Raw genomic sequence first — 20,597 nt, 5'->3', positions numbered from 1 at the left:
TAGAACCCTTTGTGGGTTCCTTTGAGGCTATCATGTATAGCTGGGTTTGATTTTCTGACATTGTTGGAGAGTTTGATCCTGGCTCAGGACGAACGCTGGCGGCGTGCTTAACACATGCAAGTCGAACGCTGAAGCATCTTCGGGTGTGGATGAGTGGCGAACGGGTGAGTAACACGTGGGTAACCTGCCCTGTACTTTGGGATAAGCCCTGGAAACGGGGTCTAATACCGAATATGACTCAGTTCCGCATGGTTCTGGGTGGAAAGTTTCGGCGGTACGGGATGGGCCCGCGGCCTATCAGCTTGTTGGTGGGGTGATGGCCTACCAAGGCGACGACGGGTAGCCGGCCTGAGAGGGTGTCCGGCCACACTGGGACTGAGACACGGCCCAGACTCCTACGGGAGGCAGCAGTGGGGAATATTGCACAATGGGCGGAAGCCTGATGCAGCGACGCCGCGTGAGGGATGACGGCCTTCGGGTTGTAAACCTCTTTCGCCAGGGACGAAGCGCAAGTGACGGTACCTGGAGAAGAAGCACCGGCTAACTACGTGCCAGCAGCCGCGGTAATACGTAGGGTGCAAGCGTTGTCCGGAATTATTGGGCGTAAAGAGCTCGTAGGCGGCTTGTCGCGTCTGCTGTGAAAATCCGGGGCTTAACTCCGGACCTGCAGTGGATACGGGCAGGCTTGAGTTCGGTAGGGGAGACTGGAATTCCTGGTGTAGCGGTGAAATGCGCAGATATCAGGAGGAACACCGGTGGCGAAGGCGGGTCTCTGGGCCGATACTGACGCTGAGGAGCGAAAGCGTGGGGAGCGAACAGGATTAGATACCCTGGTAGTCCACGCTGTAAACGTTGGGCGCTAGGTGTGGGCGACTTCCACGTTGTCCGTGCCGTAGCTAACGCATTAAGCGCCCCGCCTGGGGAGTACGGCCGCAAGGCTAAAACTCAAAGGAATTGACGGGGGCCCGCACAAGCGGCGGAGCATGTGGATTAATTCGATGCAACGCGAAGAACCTTACCTGGGCTTGACATGCATTGGAAACCGGCAGAGATGTCGGCCCCCTTGTGGCCGGTGTGCAGGTGGTGCATGGCTGTCGTCAGCTCGTGTCGTGAGATGTTGGGTTAAGTCCCGCAACGAGCGCAACCCTTGTCCTGTGTTGCCAGCGCGTAATGGCGGGGACTCGCGGGAGACTGCCGGGGTCAACTCGGAGGAAGGTGGGGATGACGTCAAGTCATCATGCCCCTTATGTCCAGGGCTTCACACATGCTACAATGGCTGGTACAGAGGGCTGCGATACCGTGAGGTGGAGCGAATCCCTTAAAGCCGGTCTCAGTTCGGATCGCAGTCTGCAACTCGACTGCGTGAAGTCGGAGTCGCTAGTAATCGCAGATCAGCAACGCTGCGGTGAATACGTTCCCGGGCCTTGTACACACCGCCCGTCACGTCATGAAAGTCGGTAACACCCGAAGCCCATGGCCCAACCCCTTGTGGGAGGGAGTGGTCGAAGGTGGGACTGGCGATTGGGACGAAGTCGTAACAAGGTAGCCGTACCGGAAGGTGCGGCTGGATCACCTCCTTTCTAAGGAGCACAACACATCCACCCGCCCCTGGCGGGTGGAGTGGCTGAGTCTAGTGCCCGACTGTGGTGCTGCTCGGTTGCTCAAGGAATTGTGGACGACTGGTTTGATGCTCATCGGAAGGTGGAGGTGACTGTCTAGTACTGCCGGCAACGGCGTGGAACGGAGTCATCGAGACCGGATGGTGGGTGCTTGTTGATACGCTGTTGGGTCCTGAGGCAACACGGTGTGTTGTTTCTGGGTGTGGTGTTTGAGAATTGCAGAGTGGATGCGAGCATCTTTGTGGTCAAGTTGTTAAGGGCACATGGTGGATGTCTTGGCATCAGGAGCCGATGAAGGACGTGGGAGGCTGCGATAAGCCTCGGGGAGCTGTCAACCGAGCTGTGATCCGAGGGTGTCCGAATGGGGAAACCCAGCACCTGTTATGAGGTGTTACCCGCCGGTGAATATATAGCTGGTGTGGAGGGAACGCGGGGAAGTGAAACATCTCAGTACCCGTAGGAAGAGAAAACACTTTAGTGATTCCGTGAGTAGTGGCGAGCGAAAGCGGAGGAGGCTAAACCGTGCGCATGTGATACCTGTCAGGGGTTGTGTGTGCGGGGTTGTGGGACCTGCCTTCCAGAAGCTGACACTTCTGGCATCAGTTACTGCATGGCTAGTGGAATCACCTGGGATGGTGGACCGGAGTGGGTGAGAGTCCCGTACGCGAAAGCTGTGTTGGTGTGGTGTGGTGGTGTTCCCGAGTAGCAGCGAGCTCGTGGAATTTGCTGTGAATCTGCCGGGACCACTCGGTAAGCCTAAATACTTCCTGGTGACCGATAGCGGACGAGTACCGTGAGGGAAAGATGAAAAGTACCCCGGGAGGGGAGTGAAAGAGTACCTGAAACCGTGTGCCTACAAGCCGTCAGAGCAAACATTATGTTTTGTGATGGCGTGCCTTTTGAAGAATGAGCCTGCGAGTTAGTGCTGCGTGGCGAGGTTAACCCGTGTGGGGTAGCCGTAGCGAAAGCGAGTCTGAAGAGGGCGATGGAGTCGCGTGGTCTAGACCCGAAGCGGAGTGATCTACCCATGGCCAGGCTGAAGCGCCGGTAAGACGGTGTGGAGGGCCGAACCCACCAGGGTTGAAAACCTGGGGGATGAGTTGTGGGTAGGGGTGAAAGGCCAATCAAACTCCGTGATAGCTGGTTCTCCCCGAAATGCATTTAGGTGCAGCGTCGCATGTTTCGTGGTGGGGGTAGAGCTACTGGATGGCCTAGGGGCCTTACCGGGTTACCGAAGTCAACCAAACTCCGAATACCATCACGTGAGAGTGCGGCAGTGAGACGGCGGGGGATAAGCTTCGTCGTCGAGAGGGAAACAGCCCAGAACACCGGCTAAGGCCCCTAAGTGTGTGCTTAGTGGGAAAGGATGTGGGGTCGCCGAGACAACCAGGAGGTTGGCTTAGAAGCAGCCATCCTTGAAAGAGTGCGTAATAGCTCACTGGTCAAGTGGTCCTGCGCCGATAATGTAGCGGGGCTGAAGTACACCGCCGAAGCCGTGTCAATGACACAGATACATCCGCATCACTCTTCGGGAGTGGTGTGTAGTGGTGTTGTTGGGTAGGGGAGCGTCCTGCATCCAGGGAAGCGGCCGTGGAAGCGAGTCGTGGAGGGTGTGGGAGTGAGAATGCAGGCATGAGTAGCGAATGCAGAGTGGGAAACTCTGCCGCCGGATGACCAAGGGTTCCTGGGTCAAGTTAATCTGCCCAGGGTAAGTCGGGACCTAAGGCGAGGCCGACAGGCGTAGTCGATGGACAACGGGTTGATATTCCCGTACCCGCGTATGTTCGCCCATGACGAGGCTGGTGATACTAACCACCCGAGCTGTCGGCGGCCTTCGGGCCAAGGGCGGTGAGCGTGGAGCCTGAACCAGTAGTAGTCAAGCGATGGGGTGACGCAGGAAGGTAGCTCCGCCAGTGAGTGGTTGTACTGGTGTAAGCGTGTAGGACGAGTGGTAGGTAAATCCGTCACTCATGGAGTCTGAGACGTGATGCGTAGCCGTTGAGGCGAAGTAGGGTGATCCTCTGCTGCCGAGAAAAGCCTCTAGCGAGAACATGTGCGGCCCGTACCCCAAACCGACACAGGTGGTCAGGTAGAGAATACTAAGGCGGTCGGGTGAACTGTGGTTAAGGAACTCGGCAAAATGCCCCCGTAACTTCGGGAGAAGGGGGGCCAAAGCACTTGAAGCCCCGTGCGGGCTAGGGTGAGTTGGCCGCAGAGACCAGCGGAAAGCGACTGTTTACTAAAAACACAGGTCCATGCGAAGTCGTAAGACGAGGTATATGGACTGACGCCTGCCCGGTGCTGGAACGTTAAGAGGACCGGTTAGCTCCCTTGTGGGGCGAAGCTGAGAATTTAAGCGCCAGTAAACGGCGGTGGTAACTATAACCATCCTAAGGTAGCGAAATTCCTTGTCGGGTAAGTTCCGACCTGCACGAATGGCGTAACGACTTTCCGGCTGTCTCAACCACAGGCCCGGTGAAATTGCACTACGAGTAAAGATGCTCGTTACGCGCGGCAGGACGGAAAGACCCCGGGACCTTTACTATAGCTTGGTATTGGTTTTCGGTTCGGCTTGTGTAGGATAGGTGGGAGACTGTGAAGCTGGCACGCTAGTGTTGGTGGAGTCGTTGTTGAAATACCACTCTGGTCGGATTGGGAATCTAACTTAGGACCCTGATCGGGTTCAGGGACAGTGCCTGGTGGGTAGTTTAACTGGGGCGGTTGCCTCCCAAAGAGTAACGGAGGCGCCCAAAGGTTCCCTCAGCCTGGTTGGCAATCAGGTGTTGAGTGTAAGTGCACAAGGGAGCTTGACTGTGAGACTGACAGGTCGAGCAGGTACGAAAGTAGGGACTAGTGATCCGGCATCTCCTGGTGGAAGGGATGTCGCTCAACGGATAAAAGGTACCCCGGGGATAACAGGCTGATCTTGCCCAAGAGTCCATATCGACGGCATGGTTTGGCACCTCGATGTCGGCTCGTCGCATCCTGGGGCCGGAGTAGGTCCCAAGGGTTGGGCTGTTCGCCCATTAAAGCGGCACGCGAGCTGGGTTTAGAACGTCGTGAGACAGTTCGGTCCCTATCCGCCGCGCGCGTAGGAGACTTGAGGAAGGCTGTCCCTAGTACGAGAGGACCGGGACGGACGAACCTCTGGTATGCCAGTTGTCACGCCAGTGGCATGGCTGGTTGGCTACGTTCGGAAGGGATAACCGCTGAAGGCATCTAAGCGGGAAGCCTGTTCCTAGATGAGGTCTCCCACCCCTTTGTGGGTTAAGGCCCCCAAGAGACGATTGGGTTGATAGGCCAGACATGGACGCACAGTAATGTGTTTTTGAGTGGACTGGTACTAATAGGCCGAGGACTTGCCCACAAAGCTGCTACGCATCCGCTCTGCAACTCTGAAACACCACACCGTGGTTGTGTGGTTGTTTCATAGAGTTTCGGTGGTCATGGCGGCAGGGAAACGCCCGGTCCCATTCCGAACCCGGAAGCTAAGCCTGCCAGCGCCGATGGTACTGCACCCCCGCGGGTGTGGGAGAGTAGGACACCGCCGAACACAATCTCACACCCGAGGCCCCGGTCGAGAACCGTCACAGTTCTCCCGGGGCCTCGGGCTTTTTTTATGCCCTTATCCTGACTGAATGACGACGGCACGCCTCCTGGTCCTGCAACCCGATCCCACCGACCCGGTAGGGCCCCTCGGCGACTGGCTCACCGAGGCGGGCGCCGAACTGGACATCCGCCGACTGCCCGAAGACCCACTCCCCGCCACACTCGACGATCATCAAGGGGTGATCTGCCTGGGCGGCGGCATGGGCGCCGAGGACGACACCCAGCACCCGTGGCTCGCCGACGTCCGGGGGCTCCTCGCGACCGCCGCCCGCACCAACGTGCCTACCCTCGCGATCTGCCTCGGCGCGCAGCTCCTTGCCGTCGCCACCGGTGGACGAGTCGAAACCGGCGAGGCCGGACCCGAGGTCGGGGCGTCCCTCGTCGCCAAGAAGGACGCCGCCTGGAGCGACCCGCTCTTCGCGGACCTGCCCCTCATGCAGGACGTCATGCACTTCCACACCGACACCATCACCCGGCTCCCCGGTGGCGCCGTCCTGCTCGCCTCCGCACCCCGGTACCAGAACCAGGCGTTCCGCCTGCACCGCTGCGCCTACGCCGTCCAGTTCCACATCGAGACCACCACGCAGATCGTCCAGACCTGGGCGGACGAGGCGCCCGAGATCGCGGCCACCCGCCCGCCGAGCGCCTTCGACACCGAAACCCTCGACCGCAACCACGCCGACCTCGAGGAAACCTGGCGCCCGTTCGCGGCCAGGTTCGTGCAGCTGGCCAACGGCGCGCTCGAAGTCGCGCCGCCGCCGTCACTTCCGCTGACTTGAACGAGAACATCCCGCCCGACAACGGATACGGTGGACGCTGATGGCAGACCAGTCACGAGGGGCGGCGTCCCCAGCGCGCTATGGCTTCACCGACGACCGGGCAGAGGAACAACTTCGCGCGGCAGGTTGGTGGACCGACGCCGGACCCGATCCCGAAGCCCGGAACGTCCTCGTCGCGCTGTCCCGCAGTGCCGATCCGGACTTGGCGCTACGCAGCCTCGACCGCATCCGCGAAGCCGACGAGCAGGGCTGGCCCGAACTGGCGACAGCGCTGCGGGACAACAAGATCTTGCGGGGCAGACTCGTCGCTGTTCTGGGTACGTCGAGCGCGCTCGGCGACTTCCTCGTCGGCCACCCGGACGAGTGGAAGCGGCTCACCGCCGACCAGTGCACCGAGGCCGCCTGCTACGCCGACGCTCTACGGGACGCCGTCCGTCACGGCGAGAAGGTCCACACCGGCGCCGAGGCCGAAACGGCTTTGCGAGCCGGCTACCGGGGCCTGCTCCTGGAGATCGCGGGCACGGACCTCGGTCACCTCGTCGAGACCAGTCTCGACCGGCCCCGCTACGCCCAGGTCGCGCAACAGCTCACGCTCCTCGCCGAGGCCGCGCTCATCACCGGTCTCGAGATCGCGCGGACCGAACTCGCCCCGGACGGGCTGGGGGACACCCGGCTCTCCGTCATCGCGATGGGCAAGTGCGGCGGCCACGAACTCAACTACGTCAGCGACGTCGACGTCGTCTTCGTCGGTGAGGGCGATCTTCAGCTCGCCACCCGCCTCGCGAGCACCATGATGCGCGCCGTCGGCAAGGCGTGTTTCGAGGTCGACGCCGCGCTGCGCCCCGAGGGCAAGGCCGGAGCGCTCGTCCGCACCCTGGAGGGTCACACCGCGTACTACGAGAAGTGGGCACGGACGTGGGAATTCCAGGCACTCCTCAAGGCCCGCCCGGTCGCGGGCGACCGGGAACTCGGCGACCAGTACGCCGAAATGGTCACGTCGATGGTCTGGGCGGCCGCGGAGCGGGAGAACTTCGTCGCCGACGTCCAGCAGATGCGCCGGCGCGTCGAGGGGCACGTCCCGTCCGAGCTGGCGGAGCGGGAACTCAAACTCGGCCGCGGCGGTCTGCGTGACGTCGAGTTCGCGGTCCAGCTGCTCCAGCTCGTCCACGGCCGCGCCGATTCCCGGCTCCGCTCGGCGTCCACCGTCGAGGCGCTGGCTGCCCTCGGCGCCGGCGGCTACGTGGGACGCAGTGACGCCACCGAACTGGAGACGTCCTACGAGTTCCTGCGCACCGTCGAGCACCGGTTGCAGCTGCGCCGCCTGCGCCGCACCCACCTGTTCCCCGACGCGAACGACTCCGCCGAGCTGCGCGTGCTCGGGCGGTCGATCGGCATCCGCCCGGAGATGAGCCGCGGTGAGGGCGACATCCTCCTGGTCGAGTTCCGCCGCCATGTCCAGCGCATCCGGCGGCTGCACGAAAAGCTGTTCTACCGCCCGCTGCTGCAGTCCGTCGCGAACGTGTCCACAGAGGACCTCCGCCTGACCACGAAGCAGGCGGCGCAACGACTCGCCGCGCTCGGCTACGGGGCACCCGACGGCGCGCTGCAGCACATCCGGGCCCTCACCGCCGGGGTTTCCCGCCGCGCCTCGATCCAGAAGGCGCTGCTGCCCGTACTGCTGGACCTGCTGGCCGACACCCCCGACCCGGACGGGGGCCTGCTCGCGTACCGGAAGGTGTCCGAAGCGCTGGAGGGCACCCCGTGGTACCTGCGGGTGCTGCGCGACGAGGGCGCGGTCGTCGAGCGGCTGGCGTTGCTGCTCGGCACCTCGAAACTGGTGCCGGACCTGCTCGTGCGCGCACCGGAGGTGCTGCAGCTCCTCGGTGACCCGGCCCGGCTCGCCGGTCGCGCGCCGGCGGAGGTGGCGAAGTCGTTGCGGGCGACCGTGCGCAGGCAGCCGGGACTCAACGCCGCCGTGGCGGCCGCGCGATCGTTGCGGCGTCACGAGGTTCTGCGGGTGGCCGCGGCGGATCTGCTGGGTCTGCTGGATGTCCGCGAGGTGTGCGAGGCGCTGTCGTCGGTGTGGGTCGCCGTTCTGCAGAGTGCCCTGTCCGCGGCGATCCGCAAGCGCACCGCGGAGCTCGGCGGGGAAGCGGCGAAGCTGGCCGTCATCGGCATGGGCAGGCTCGGCGGCGCGGAACTCGGCTACGGCTCCGACGCCGACGTCCTGTTCGTCTGTGAACCGGCCGAGGGGGTGTCCGACGGCGAGGCCGTGCGGTACGCGTCGTCGGTCGCGGAGACCGTCCGCAAGATGCTCGGCGCGCCGAGCGCCGATCCGCCCCTCCAGGTCGACGCCGACCTGCGGCCCGAGGGCCGCGGCGGGCCGCTGGTACGCACGCTCGACTCCTACCGTGCCTACTACGCGCGCTGGGGCGAGGTGTGGGAGAGCCAGGCTCTGCTGCGGGCCCGGTTCATCGCCGGTGACGAGGACCTGGGGGAGCGTTTCATCGAGATGATCGATCCGATCCGCTACCCCGGCGGCGGGCTCGACGACGGCCGCGCGCGCGAGGTGCGGCGGATGAAGGCGCGGGTCGACACCGAACGGATGCCACGGGGCGCGGACCCGACGTTGCACACCAAACTGGGTCGCGGTGGTCTGGCCGACGTCGAATGGACCGTGCAACTGTTCCAGCTCCGGCACGCTTTCGAGGTCCCGGACCTGCGCACCACCTCGACGCCGCGGGCGCTCGCCGCGCTGGCCGAAGCGGGTCTGGCCGACGTCGAGGACACGGCCTCGCTCACCGAGGCGTGGCTGCTCGCGACCCGGGTGCGCAACGCCGCGATGCTGGTTCGCGGCAAGGCGGTCGACCAGGTTCCCGGTTCCGGCCGTGACCTGGCCGCGGTGGCCCGGATCCTCGGTCAGAGCGCCGACGACGATCCCGGTGAGTTCCTCGACTCCTACCGCCGCACCACCCGGCGGGCGCACGCCATCGTCGAGAGGCTCTTCTACGAAGTCTGACGTGGCGAATCTCCCACGGCGCGGGCACTCGTCGACGTGGAAGGCGGCCTTACAGTGAATCGGTGACTCAGCGCGAACCGTTCCGGGTGGAGATCAAGGTCAGGCACTACGAGCTGGACACGCTCGGCCACCTCAACCACGCCGTCTACCACTCGTACGGGGAGGTCGCCCGCATCGAGGCGATGGACCGGGCGGGTAGCGCGAAGCTCCGCGAGGAGAACGTCTCGCCGGTGCTTCTGGAGTCACACATCGTCTTCCGCCGCGAGATCCGCGCCGGTGAAACCGTCTACGTGGCCTGCGAGGCGAAGTTCGGCAGCGGCAAGACCTTCCAGATGACGAACAACATCTACAAGGCGGACGGCACCCTGTCCGCCGAGATCAGCTCCACGCTGGGTCTGATGGACCTCGAACTGCGCAAGCTGGTCGAGGACCCGCGCGGCCGCTTCGAGCGCGCCGGCGTCGACCTGTCTGTCCTCGGAGCCGAATAGCCGTTCACCCGGAAGCTTCCGCCTCGCGCAGCGCGGTGATCACGCTGCCGAGGTGACGGCGGACGGCGCGTTCCGCGCCCTCCGGGCTGCGCGCGCACAGCTCGTCGATGATGGCCAGGTGCTCGGGCAGCGACACCTGCGGACGTCCCGGGCGGAGCGCGAGCCGGAAGGCGTGCCGCACGTTGCGGGCCCGCAGGTTCACCAGCACCTCCGCGGCCACCTCCTGCGCGGCGATGTCCCGGATCCGGTCGTGCAGCGCGGTGTTGAGCTGGGAGTAGGTCATCACCTCGCCGGAGCGCACGGAGTCCTCCATGCGCCGGCCCAGCTCACGCAGCTCCGCGATCTCGGCGTCGGTGATCCGCTCGGCCGCTTTCGCCGCACACAGACCTTCGACCACCATCCGCACCTCGGTGATCGCGATGGCCTCGGCCGGTGTCACCTCGCGCACCCGCGCGCCGCGGTTCGCGATCCGCTCGACGATGCCTTGGTGGCTCAGGTCGACCAGGGCCGCGCGCACCACTCCGCGGGTGGTGCCGAACAACTCGCTCAGCTCCGCCTCGACGAGCCGCTGGCCAGGGGCGAAGTCACCGGCGACGATGGCGGTCCTGATCCGCTCGGCCACGTCGCCGGGCCCCGCCGCGCTCGTGCTGGTGCTCACGTGGGCTCCTCGGTGCCGTGTCCGGTGAGCGTAAACGCGAACGAAATTGTGCACAACATCGTTACTTGTCGGAGCATCCGGTCGGGTGACGTGGGGTTTTCCTGAGTGACCGGCGAGGATCTTGCGGATTTTTGTGATCATGATTGGCTTCACAATTGTTCACAATCGCTGTAACCTGCGTCACCATGTGCACCGGTTCCTCAGCCGCGGCCCACTCGCGCGACGCGTGATCGCCGCGGCGGCCGCGCTCGCGCTGGCCGTGACCGCGACAGCCTGCGGCGGCGGTGGCGGCACGTCGACCACCAACGCCGAGGGCGACACGGCGCTCAAGGTCGGTGTCATCTCGATCGTCGACGTGGCGCCCATCTACCTCGGAGTCAGCAAGGGGTTCTTCAAGGAGCAGCACCTCGACCTGACACTGGAGACTGCGCAGGGTGGTGCGGCGATCGTGCCCGGCGTGATGAGCGGGCAGTTCCAGTTCGGCTTCAGCAACACGACGTCGCTGCTGCTGGCCCAGTCCCAGGGCCTGCCGGTGAAGGTCGTCAGCTCCGGCAACTCCTCCACCGGCATGCAGGGCAAGGACTTCGGTGCCGTCGTCGTCAAACCCGACAGCCCGATCAGGACCGCGGCGGACCTCGCGGGCAAGAAGGTCGCGGTCAACACGTTGAAGAACATCAACACCACCACGATCAACGAGGTCGTCCGGCAGGCCGGCGGTGACCCGTCGGGGATCCAGTACGTGGAGCTGGCGTTCCCGGACATCGCCGCCGCGGTGGCCAAGGGCGACGTCGACGCGGGCCAGGTCGTGGAGCCGTTCCTGACCATCGCGACCCGGCAGGGCGATCGCCAGGTGGCGTCCAACTACGCGGGCACCGACCCGGACCTGGAGGTCGGGATGTATTTCAGCTCGCAGTCCTACATCCAGAAGAACCCGCAGGTGGTCCAGCAGTTCACCGCCGCGATGCGGACGTCCCTGACCTACGCCCAGGAACACCCGGACGAGGCGCGCGCGATCCTCGCCAGCTACACCAAGATCGCCCTGGAGGTGCAGGCCGCGATGGTCCTGCCCCGGTGGACGGCGAACATCGACGCCGACGCGGTGCAGAAGCTCGCCACCCTCGCCCAGCAGGACGGCCTGGTGACCAACGCCCCGACGTCAAGGCGCTGCTGCCTTGACGACCGACGTCGCGACATCCCGGCGCGGCGGGTTTTCGATCCGCCGCGGCCGGGACGCCGTGCTCGGTGTCACCGGGCTCGTGATCGTGGTGGCACTGCTGGAAATCCTGCCGCGCTCGGGCATCATCGACGCGCGTTTCCTCGCTCCGGCAAGCGAAATCGCCCGCGAGCTCGGGGCCGAGCTGGGGCACGGGGCGTTCTGGACATCCTTCGGGCAGACGCTGCTCGGCTGGGCGACCGGGCTCGCCCTCTCCATGGTGGCGGGCACCGTGGTCGGGGTGATCATCGGGAGCGTCCCGTTCCTGCGGTCGCTGACCGCGTCCACCATCGAGTTCCTCCGGCCCATCCCGTCGGTGGCGCTCATCCCGCTGGTGGTGCTGATCTACGGCAGCGAACCGCAGTCCGCGCTCGTGCTGGTCGTGTACGCGTCGTTCTGGCAGGTGCTCGTCCAGGTGCTGTACGGGGTCGCCGACGTCGATCCGGTCGTGCGCGACACCGCGCGCTCGTACCGGTTCTCCCGCTGGTCGATGATCCGCACGGTGATCTGGCCGACCGCCCTGCCCTACGTGGTCACGGGTTTCCGGCTGGCCGCCGCGGTCGCGTTGATCCTGGAGATCACCGCTGAGTTGATCATCGGCGTGCCCGGCCTCGGCCGCGACATCGGGGTGGCGCAGAGTTCCGGTGCGGTGCCGCTGACGTACGCGCTGGTCATCGTGGTCGGGCTGGTGGGTGTCGCGGTCAACGTGCTGGCGCGCCTCGTCGAACGGCGGGTGCTGCGCTGGCACAGTTCGGTACGGAAGGACGTCGGATGAGCCTTCGGAGCGTGGCGAAACAGATCGCCTTCGCACTGGCGCTGCCGGTCATCCTCGTGATCGTGTGGTGGTTCGCCAGTGCGGGCAGCGAAAACTACTTCTGGCCGCCCCTGACCGACATCGTCGAGGCGTTCGGCGAGACGTGGACGGCGGACAAGTGGACCGGGGACGTACTGCCCAGCCTCGGGAACCTCCTCGCCGGCTACCTCCTGGCGCTGGTCGTCGGGGTGCTGGCGGGCACGGTGATCGGGCTGTCCCGCACGGTGCGCGCGCTGTGCGAACCGGTGCTGGAGTTCTTCCGCGCGATCCCGCCGCCGGTGCTGGTCCCGATCATCGCGTTGTTCACCGGATTCACCGGCGTGGTCCCGAAAATCGTTACGATCACACTCGGCTGCCTGTGGCCGATTCTGCTCAACACCGTGGAGGGCGTACGCGGACTGGACGAGGTACTGCTCGACACCGCGCGCTCCTACCGGTTCCGCGCCCGCACCCGCCTGGTGCGCGTGGTGATGCACGGGGCGAGCCCGCAGATCGCCGCCGGCGCGCGACAGGCGCTGTCCATCGGGGTGATCCTCATGGTGATCAGCGAGCTGTTCGGCGCCAACCGCGGCCTCGGCGCGTCGATCGTGCAGTTCCAGCGGAGCTTCGCGATCCCGCAGATGTGGACGGGCATCATCCTGCTCGGCCTGCTCGGCGTGGTGCTTTCCGTCCTGTTCCGTGTCGTCGAGCACCGGGCGCTCGCGTGGTACCGCGGCCTGCGCCGGGCCGAGAAGGAGAACTGATGCCTGGTACGGACGAAGTCGCCCTCGACGTCCGCGACCTGCACAAGGTCTACCGTGGGCACGGGGACGACGTGGAAGCCGTGCGGACGCTGACCTTCCAGGTCCCGCGCGGCGAATTCCTCTGTGTGGTCGGCCCTTCCGGCGCCGGCAAGACCACGTTGCTGCGCTGCATCGCCGGCCTGCTCGACCTCACCGGCGGCCAGGTGGTCCTCGACGGCACGAAGGTGACCGGACCCCCGGAGGGGATGGCGGTGGTCTTCCAGGAGTACGGGCGCAGCCTGTTCCCGTGGATGACCGTGCGGCAGAACGTCGAACTCCCGTTGAAGGAGAAGAAGGTTCCGCGCGCCGCTCGCGCGGCGAAGGTGGACGAGGCGCTGGAGGCGGTCGGGCTCGCGGACAGCGCGGCCAAGCATCCGTGGCAGCTTTCCGGTGGCATGCAACAACGGGTCGCCATCGCACGCGCCATCGCCTACGAACCGACGGTGCTGCTGATGGACGAGCCGTTCGCCGCCGTGGACGCCCAGACCCGCGCCGAACTCGAAGACCTCGTCCGCTCCCTGTGGCACCGCCTCGGGGTGACCATCCTGTTCGTCACCCACGACATCGACGAGGCGATCTACCTCGGCCGCCGCGTGCTGGTGCTGTCCGACCGGCCCACGGTGGTACTCGAAGACGTGCCGGTCGACCTGCCCGACGAACGCGACCAGCTGTCGACGCGGTCCACCCCGAAGTTCGCCGAACTGCGCGCGCACGTGTACGAGCGCATCCAGCAGGCGAAGCAGGGGTACCGGCCCGGCGAATAACGAACGCCGACGGCGAGGGCGTTTTCCGCTCCTCGCCGCCGGCGCGCTCAGGGTTGTTACGAGATCACACGTCGTAGTACAGCGCGAACTCGTACGGGTGCGGGCGCAGCCGCAGCGGGTCGATCTCGGTCTCGCGCTTCAGCGAGATCCAGGTGTCGATGACGTCCGGGGTGAACACGCCGCCCTCGGTGAGGAAGTCGTGGTCCGCCTCCAGGTTGTCGAGCACGGTGCCCAGGTCTGCCGGGACCTGCTTGACATCCTTGGCCTCCTCCGGCGGCAGCTCGTAGAGGTCCTTGTCGATCGGCTCCGCGGGCTCGATCTTGTTCTTGATGCCGTCCAGGCCGGCCATCATCATGGCGGCGAAGGCCAGGTACGGGTTGCCGGACGAGTCCGGGCAGCGGAACTCGATGCGCTTGGCCTTCGCGTTGCTGCCGGTGATCGGGATGCGGACGCACGCCGAGCGGTTGCGCTGCGAGTACACCAGGCTGACCGGCGCCTCGTAGCCCGGTACCAGGCGGTGGTAGGAGTTCACCGTCGGGTTGGTGAAGGCCAGCAGGCTCGGCGCGTGCGCCAGGATGCCGCCGATGTAGTGGCGAGCCATGTCCGACAGGCCGGCGTAACCGGACTCGTCGTAGAACAGCGGCGCGCCGTCCTTCCACAGCGACTGGTGGCAGTGCATGCCGGAACCGTTGTCACCGAACAGCGGCTTCGGCATGAAGGTCGCGGTCTTGCCCGCGTTCCACGCGGTGTTCTTCACGATGTACTTGAACAGCTGCAGGTCATCGGCAGCGTGCAGCAGCGTGTTGAACTTGTAGTTGATTTCGGCCTGACCCGCGGTGCCCACCTCGTGGTGCGCGCGCTCGAGGGTGAAGCCGGAGCCGATCAGCGACTGGCTGATCTCGTCACGCAGGTCGGCGAAGTGGTCGACCGGCGGGACGGGGAAGTAGCCGCCCTTGAAGCGAGTCTTGTAGCCGCGGTTGCCGCCCTCTTCCTCGCGGCCGGTGTTCCACCAGCCCTCGACCGAGTCGATCTCGTGGAAGGAGCCGTTCTCGGCGGAGTTGAAGCGCACCGAGTCGAAGATGTAGAACTCGGCCTCCGCACCGAAGAACACGGTGTCCGCGACGCCCGACTCGGCGATGTACTGCTCGGCCTTGCGCGCGATGTTGCGCGGGTCGCGGCTATACGCCTCGCGGGTGAACGGGTCGTGCACGAAGAAGTTGAGGGAGAGGGTCTTCTCCTTGCGGAACGGGTCGATCCGCGCCGTCTCGGCGTCCGGCAGCAGCAGCATGTCCGATTCGTGGATCGACTGGAAGCCGCGCACCGAGGAACCGTCGAAAGCGAGGCCCTCTTCGAACGCGTCGGCGTCGAACGCCTTCGCGGGAACGGTGAAGTGCTGCATCACACCCGGCAGATCACAGAACCGAACGTCAACGAACTGCACGTTCTCATCCGCGATGAGACGCTGGATATCGTCTGGAGTAGTGGACACCCTCTGTAACTCCTTCATGTGCATTGCCGGTGGCAGTACTCTCTTCGGCTCACGCTAAGAGTGCGGTGTTGCCCGACCGTCACCCGTATGTTTCGCGGAGGTTAACGGGCGGGGCGATATCCCCCAGCAGACCAGGGCGAACGTGGTGTGCGCCACCGGCATACCCTGGTCGGGTGGCGAGATGGACCGGTGAGTGGCTGTCCGATCCCCGTCCCGGCGCGGAAGAGCCGCCGCGCTGGCGAGGGGAACGGCTCGGGCTGCCCGAGGAGGGCGGCGGATCGGTCGCCAGGGGCGGAGCGCGCCTGCTCGCGCTGGTGCTCGACCTCGTCGCCGCTTCGTTGCTGACGTCGCTGTTCATCCGTCCCGACCTGCAGGACACCGCCACGATGCAGACCTACAACCTGTGGTCGGTCGCGGTGTGGGCGGTCATCACGGTCATTCCGGTGTCGTTCTTCGGATTCACCCTCGGAATGGCGGCGGTGGGAATCCGCGTTGCCCGGCTGGACGGCGCGCAGATGGTCGGTGTGCCACGGGCCATCGTGCGGGGCGCGCTCACGTTCGTGATCATTCCGGCGGTGATCCGCAATGCCGACGGCCGCAGCTGGCTCGACCGGGCCACCGGAACCGTGGTCATCCGAACCCGCTGAGTGCACAAAAAATGGCCCCGACCACGCGGTCGGGGCCATTTCCGTGTCCGGTCAGCGGCGCTTCATGACACGCTGCACACTGCGCATCTTCGCGCCCTGGGGCATCGGGCCCTTCGGCAGCGCCGCGCCACCACGGTTGCCGAGCGCCGCGAGCTTGGCCTCCAGCGCGTCGACCTGCGGCGGGCGGAGGTTGCGCGGCAGCTTCATCATGTGGTTCGAGAGGCGGCGCAGCGGGACCTGGCCCTCCTCGTTGCCGACCACGACCTCGTAGATCGGCGTGTCGCCCACCAGGCGGGCCACCCGCTTCTTCTCCTGCGTGATCAGGTTCTTCACCCGGTGCGGCGCGCCCTCACCGACGAGCACCACGCCAGGGCCGCCGAGTACCCGGTGCACGGCGTCGAGCTGCGTGGTCGCGGCCACCGTCTGGGTCACCTTCCAGCGCCCGCGCAGGTTGTCCAGCGCCCAGCCCGCGGCTCCGGGCTGCCCGTCGGCCTTCGCGAACACATTGCGCTGCACCCGGCGGCCGAAGATGATCACCGCGGCGAGCGCGCCGAGGACGATGCCCAGCGGCAGCAGAACCCACAGCATGCCCAGCAGTAGCCCGATCACGACGAACACGCCTGCCACGACCAGGAACGCGCCGATCATCCAGGGCAGCAGCGCCTTGTCGTCGCGGCGCTGCATCTTGAACGCTTCCCAGATCTGACCGCGCCGGGCCTTGCCCGCGGCGCGCCGTTCCGCCTTGGCCTGCTTGGCAGCCTCTTTGTCCTGCTTTCCCGCCATATGAACCAGGATACGGCCGGGCAGGGCGGCGCGATCCTGTCGGTCCCCTCTGCGAGGATGCCGGGGTGGCTAGCGCACCTGTGACCAAGTCCCCGACGGGCCTGTTGGACGGGCTGGACCCCGAGCAGCGTGCCGCCGCAGCAGCCCCGCGCGGTCCGGTCTGCGTCCTCGCCGGTGCCGGCACCGGCAAGACCCGCACAATCACCCACCGCATCGCGCACCTGATCGCGTCCGGGCACGTTTCCGCAGGTCAGGTGCTGGCAGTCACGTTCACCGCGCGCGCGGCGGGTGAGATGCGGACGCGGCTGCGGTCGCTGGGGGTCGACGGTGCACAGGCACTCACGTTCCACGCGGCCGCGCGCCGCCAGCTGCGGTACTTCTGGCCACGGGTGGTGGGCGACCGGATGTGGGACCTGCTGGACCGCAAGCTGCGGCTGGTCGCCCAGGCGGCGCAGCGCTCGCGCGTCACCAGCGACACCGACATCCTCCGGGACCTGGCGAGCGAGATCGAATGGGCGAAGGCATCGCTGATCAGCCCCGACGACTACCCGGCGCAGACGGCCCGCCTGCAGCGGGACACGCCGATGCAGGCGGCACAGGTGGCCGAGGTGTACCGCCAGTACGAAGAGGTCAAGAACGCGGCGCGGATGCTCGACTTCGACGACCTCCTGCTGCACACCACCGCGGCGCTGGAGGACAACGCGGACGTGGCGCGCGAGTTCCGCGACCGGTACCGGTGTTTCGTGGTCGACGAGTACCAGGACGTCACCCCGCTGCAGCAGCGCCTGCTCGACGCGTGGCTCGGCGGGCGGGACGACATCACCGTGGTCGGCGACGCGAACCAGACCATCTATTCGTTCGGCGGGGCGTCGCCGCGGCCGCTGCTGGACTTCACCCGGCGGTTCCCGGAGGCCACGGTCGTCCGGCTGGAGCGCGACTATCGCTCGACGCCGCAGGTCGTGGAGCTGGCGAACAAGGTGATCGGCGCGGCGCGTGGACGTCCGGCGGGATCACGGCTGAAGCTGACCGGGCAGCGGCCGTCCGGTCCGCAGCCGCGGTTCGGGGAGTTCGAGGACGAGCCGACGGAGGCCGGCGCGGTCGCGGGGCGCGTGCGGCAGCTGCTCGACTCCGGGGTTCCGGCGAGCGAGATCGCGGTCCTCTACCGGATCAACGCCCAGTCGGAGGTCTTCGAGCAGGCGCTGACCGATCTCGAAGTGCCCTACCTCGTGCGCGGCGGCGAGCGGTTCTTCGAGCGGCGGGAAATCCGGCAGGCGGTGATGGCGCTGCGCACGGCGGCGGGTGATCCGCCGTCGTCCGATCTGGTGACGACGGTCCGGTCGGTGCTGGCGCGGGTCGGGCTGACCGAGCAGCCGCCGTCGGGCGGCGCGGCGAGGGAGCGGTGGGACGCGCTGCTGGCGCTGGTCGAGCTGGCCGAGGAGCTGGCGTCGAGTGTCGAGGGCGCGTCGATCGGCCGGTATGTCGCGGAGCTGGAGCAGCGCGCGGCGGCACAGCACCCGCCGACGGTCGAGGGCGTCACGCTGGCGTCGCTGCACGCGGCGAAGGGCTTGGAGTGGGACGCGGTGTTCCTCGTCGGGCTGGCGGAGGGCACGATGCCGATCCAGCACGCGGACGGGGACGAGGCCGCGATCGAGGAGGAGCGGCGGCTGTTCTACGTCGGAGTGACGCGGGCGCGGGAGCACCTGTGGTTGTCGTGGTCGCTGTCGCGGCACCCTGGTGGGCGGCGGCACCGGCGGCGGAGCCGGTTCCTGTACGGGCTGATCCCGGAGGAGCACCCGGCGGCGCGGGTGCCGCGACGTCAGCAGGCCACCCGGACGAAGCCGTGTTGCCGGATGTGTGGTGAGCAGCTGGCGAACACGCTGGAGGTCAAGCTCGGGCGGTGCGCGCGGTGCCCGTCCGATCTGGACGAGGGTCTGCTGGACCGGTTGAAGGAGTGGCGTGCCGGGCGGGCGCGGGAGCTGCGGGTGCCGCCGTTCGTGGTGTTCACGGACGCGACGTTGGTGGCGATCGCCGAGCAGCGGCCGGACGATGAGCGCGGGCTGGTGGCGATTTCGGGTATCGGGCCGACGAAGGTGCAGCGGTTCGGGGACGACGTGCTGGCGGTCGTCCGCGGCGAGCACGGTTGACCGCGCCGGAGGGCGGCTTCGCGCGGCGGAACCGCTGCATGGGGACGATCTTCGTCGCTGGGGAAAGTTCTGCGAAAAATGAGTTGCACGGCGCTGGGCAGGGCGAATAGCCTGCAGGAGCGGGTGAGAAGTGCCCGCGAGCGCAAGGCCTCATCGCCCGCCGGCGATGAGCGAAGGTCGAGAGAGGAGGTGCTGGAACGTGAACATTTCGACGACGGTCACGAACCCCGGCACCGCTCTGCCCTTCGCCCGCTCGGCGATGGCGCGCGCGAATGGCTGGGGTGCCGTGCTGGTCGGCACCGAACTGCCGATTCTCGCCCGGCTGCGTGACCGTGTTCAGGGGACCGGTGTGTCCGCCGTCAAGCCGGCGTACTTCCCGGCCGTCAAGCAGCAGACCCGACTCCATGTTCCGCAGGCTCCTCCGGAGCTCAGACTCTGACCACAAGTCAGAGCAAGGTCTCACGAGGGCCGCGGAACCGAGTTTCGGATCCGCGGCCCTCGTGTTTTTGTACCCACCTCACAACCGAAGAACCGTTACTACACAAAGGAGAACGGGAATGTCATCGGCAACCGCCTTCGCGTCAGAGAAGGCGTTACCCGACGCACTCGCCGCCCTCTCGGGATCCGGGATCGGTGAGCTTTTCGATGCCGTGGCCTCGCCGGAGGCGGACCTGCCCTGCAGGTCGGGCGACGCCGACCTGTGGTTCGCGGAGTCACCGGCGGATCTGGAACTGGCCAAAAGCCGGTGCGCCGACTGCCCGATCCGGAGTGCGTGCCTGTCCGGCGCGCTCGCCCGGCGGGAGCCCTGGGGGGTTTGGGGAGGCGAGATCTTCGAGCGCGGTGCCGTGGTCGCGCGGAAGCGCCCGCGGGGACGCCCTCGTAAGAACCCGGTGGAAACGCCCGTCGCGGACAAGCGCCTCGAGCGCCGCAACCGCACTGACCAGCAGAGTGCAGCCGCATGAGTACTGAAGCCCCTTTCGTCCCGGTGAGCTGGACGAAGCATCCGAGCACGCCGCGTCCCCGCGCCGGGGTCGCGCCCATGACCAAGGAGACCATCCGAATGTTGCTCAACGAAGAACTGGCGAGAGCCCGAATACAATCTCTGCACGACGACGTCCGCCCGCGGCTGCCGCGCGGCAACCCCAGGGCGGCCCGCCGTTGGGACCGAATCGCCCGATGGGCCTCCCAACGCGCCGGACGTCACCGCCCCTGACCGGTCGCCGGGTGCCGCCTGGTGTCGTCTGGCGTGATCACCGTGCCTGTTCGATGGTCACAGCCGGGCGGCGCCGGGCGCGCCTGGCTGTCGGCTCGACGATCACCGGCCTGAACTGGCGCCAGGGGCCGACCGGTGGTTGCCCGTAGTGCAGGACCCGACCGCCGTCATACCCGACCGATCGCCGGCTGACGCTGGCGATCGGTCGTGATCGCGGGAAGCCAAGTTGCGTCACCCTCGCCGGCTACCCCCTCTTCGAGCCACGTTCGCGAAACGAGGCCCGCTCCGAAATGAGGCGCGCTGCCGCCGCACCGAGAGCTGACTGGTCGGGCACGTGAGCCCGTGCTGACGTTGCCGCAGTGCCGCGTTGCCCCAGTGCCGCGTTGCCGCGGTGCTGCGTTGCCGTATTGCCGCGTTGACCGTGTTGCCGCGGTGCTGCGTTGCCGCGTTGCCCGCGCTGCCACGTTGCCCGCGTTGCCACGTTTGCCCGCGCGGCCGCGCTCCTGTTTACGGCCACGCTGGCGGCGTGGCTGGGCCGCCGCACCGCTCTCCGGCCGCGGTCGGTCCGCAAGCGAT

Annotated in this window: 13 protein-coding genes, 3 rRNA genes and 1 pseudogene; 14 read left to right on the top strand and 3 right to left on the bottom strand. The window is 66.5% G+C overall.

All coding sequences use genetic code 11. The annotated features are described in order from the left end of the window. Positions 1-60: 60 nt before the first annotated feature. The 6 genes from HNR02_RS03430 to HNR02_RS03405 all read left to right on the top strand — a co-directional run bounded on the left by HNR02_RS03430 (position 61) and on the right by HNR02_RS03405 (position 9,514). Positions 61-1,580: ribosomal RNA gene (locus HNR02_RS03430) — 16S ribosomal RNA — on the top strand. A 282-nt stretch (positions 1,581-1,862) separates the two neighbouring features. Next, positions 1,863-4,986: ribosomal RNA gene (locus HNR02_RS03425) — 23S ribosomal RNA — on the top strand. Between the two features lie 69 nt (positions 4,987-5,055). Then, positions 5,056-5,172 (top strand): 5S ribosomal RNA (rrf, locus tag HNR02_RS03420). Together the 16S, 23S and 5S rRNA genes form the textbook arrangement of a ribosomal RNA operon. Positions 5,173-5,257: 85 nt before the next feature. Then, positions 5,258-6,007, top strand: a complete 750-nt coding sequence (locus HNR02_RS03415) for a type 1 glutamine amidotransferase (RefSeq protein ID WP_179771764.1) — start codon at positions 5,258-5,260, stop codon at positions 6,005-6,007. A gap of 40 nt (positions 6,008-6,047) precedes the next feature. Then, the gene (locus HNR02_RS03410; protein WP_179771763.1) at positions 6,048-9,026 is read left to right on the top strand and encodes a bifunctional [glutamine synthetase] adenylyltransferase/[glutamine synthetase]-adenylyl-L-tyrosine phosphorylase; all 2,979 of its coding nucleotides are present in this window, start codon (positions 6,048-6,050) and stop codon (positions 9,024-9,026) included. A gap of 62 nt (positions 9,027-9,088) precedes the next feature. Then, a complete protein-coding gene (locus HNR02_RS03405; RefSeq protein WP_179771762.1) occupies positions 9,089-9,514 on the top strand; it encodes an acyl-CoA thioesterase in 426 nt (141 codons plus the stop codon). A gap of 4 nt (positions 9,515-9,518) precedes the next feature. Here HNR02_RS03405 and HNR02_RS03400 read toward each other — a convergent pair whose 3' ends face one another. Next, positions 9,519-10,172 carry a GntR family transcriptional regulator gene (locus HNR02_RS03400; protein WP_312860890.1) on the bottom strand — a complete coding sequence of 218 codons (654 nt, stop codon included), beginning with the start codon at positions 10,170-10,172 and terminating at the stop codon, positions 9,519-9,521. Positions 10,173-10,311: 139 nt separating this feature from the next. Between HNR02_RS03400 and HNR02_RS03395 the strand changes: the two are divergent. The 4 genes and pseudogenes from HNR02_RS03395 to HNR02_RS03380 form a co-directional block, all read left to right on the top strand. Further along, positions 10,312-11,130 (top strand): annotated as a pseudogene (locus HNR02_RS03395) (ABC transporter substrate-binding protein); the annotation flags it as partial. 214 nt (positions 11,131-11,344) lie between these two features. Next, positions 11,345-12,160: an ABC transporter permease gene (locus HNR02_RS03390; RefSeq protein WP_218902628.1), complete on the top strand. Its 816-nt coding sequence runs from the start codon at positions 11,345-11,347 to the stop codon at positions 12,158-12,160. Beyond that, entirely contained in the window at positions 12,157-12,942 is a 786-nt protein-coding gene (locus HNR02_RS03385) for an ABC transporter permease (protein ID WP_179771760.1), read from the top strand. The genes HNR02_RS03390 and HNR02_RS03385 overlap by 4 nt, the downstream gene beginning before the upstream one ends. After that, the gene (locus HNR02_RS03380) at positions 12,942-13,745 is read left to right on the top strand and encodes an ABC transporter ATP-binding protein (RefSeq protein ID WP_179771759.1); all 804 of its coding nucleotides are present in this window, start codon (positions 12,942-12,944) and stop codon (positions 13,743-13,745) included. The genes HNR02_RS03385 and HNR02_RS03380 overlap by 1 nt, the downstream gene beginning before the upstream one ends. A 64-nt stretch (positions 13,746-13,809) precedes the next feature. On the opposite strand, the gene glnA is transcribed toward HNR02_RS03380, so the two are convergent. Then, a complete protein-coding gene (gene glnA / locus HNR02_RS03375) occupies positions 13,810-15,234 on the bottom strand; it encodes a type I glutamate--ammonia ligase (protein ID WP_179771758.1) in 1,425 nt (474 codons plus the stop codon). 173 nt (positions 15,235-15,407) lie between these two features. Between glnA and HNR02_RS03370 the strand changes: the two genes are divergently transcribed. After that, on the top strand, positions 15,408-15,881 hold the full coding sequence (locus HNR02_RS03370; protein WP_179771757.1) for an RDD family protein: 474 nt from the start codon (positions 15,408-15,410) through the stop codon (positions 15,879-15,881). Between the two features lie 51 nt (positions 15,882-15,932). On the opposite strand, the gene HNR02_RS03365 is transcribed toward HNR02_RS03370, so the two are convergent. Further along, positions 15,933-16,664, bottom strand: coding sequence for a DUF4191 domain-containing protein (locus tag HNR02_RS03365; protein ID WP_179771756.1), 732 nt, complete (start codon positions 16,662-16,664; stop codon positions 15,933-15,935). A gap of 80 nt (positions 16,665-16,744) precedes the next feature. Between HNR02_RS03365 and HNR02_RS03360 the strand changes: the two genes are divergently transcribed. From HNR02_RS03360 to HNR02_RS03350, 3 genes are all read left to right on the top strand, one after another. Beyond that, the gene (locus HNR02_RS03360; protein WP_179775674.1) at positions 16,745-18,808 is read left to right on the top strand and encodes an ATP-dependent DNA helicase UvrD2; all 2,064 of its coding nucleotides are present in this window, start codon (positions 16,745-16,747) and stop codon (positions 18,806-18,808) included. 199 nt (positions 18,809-19,007) lie between these two features. After that, a complete protein-coding gene (locus HNR02_RS03355; RefSeq protein WP_179771755.1) occupies positions 19,008-19,247 on the top strand; it encodes a hypothetical protein in 240 nt (79 codons plus the stop codon). 118 nt (positions 19,248-19,365) lie between these two features. Beyond that, entirely contained in the window at positions 19,366-19,770 is a 405-nt protein-coding gene (locus tag HNR02_RS03350) for a WhiB family transcriptional regulator (protein WP_246338488.1), read from the top strand. Positions 19,771-20,597: the final 827 nt, after the last annotated feature.

Origin of the sequence: Amycolatopsis endophytica (assembly GCF_013410405.1) — a bacterium.
Classification (GTDB): domain Bacteria; phylum Actinomycetota; class Actinomycetes; order Mycobacteriales; family Pseudonocardiaceae; genus Amycolatopsis_E; species Amycolatopsis_E endophytica.
The sequence above is the reverse complement of the archived record's forward strand: the minus strand, read 5'-3'. Positions and strand labels throughout refer to the sequence as shown.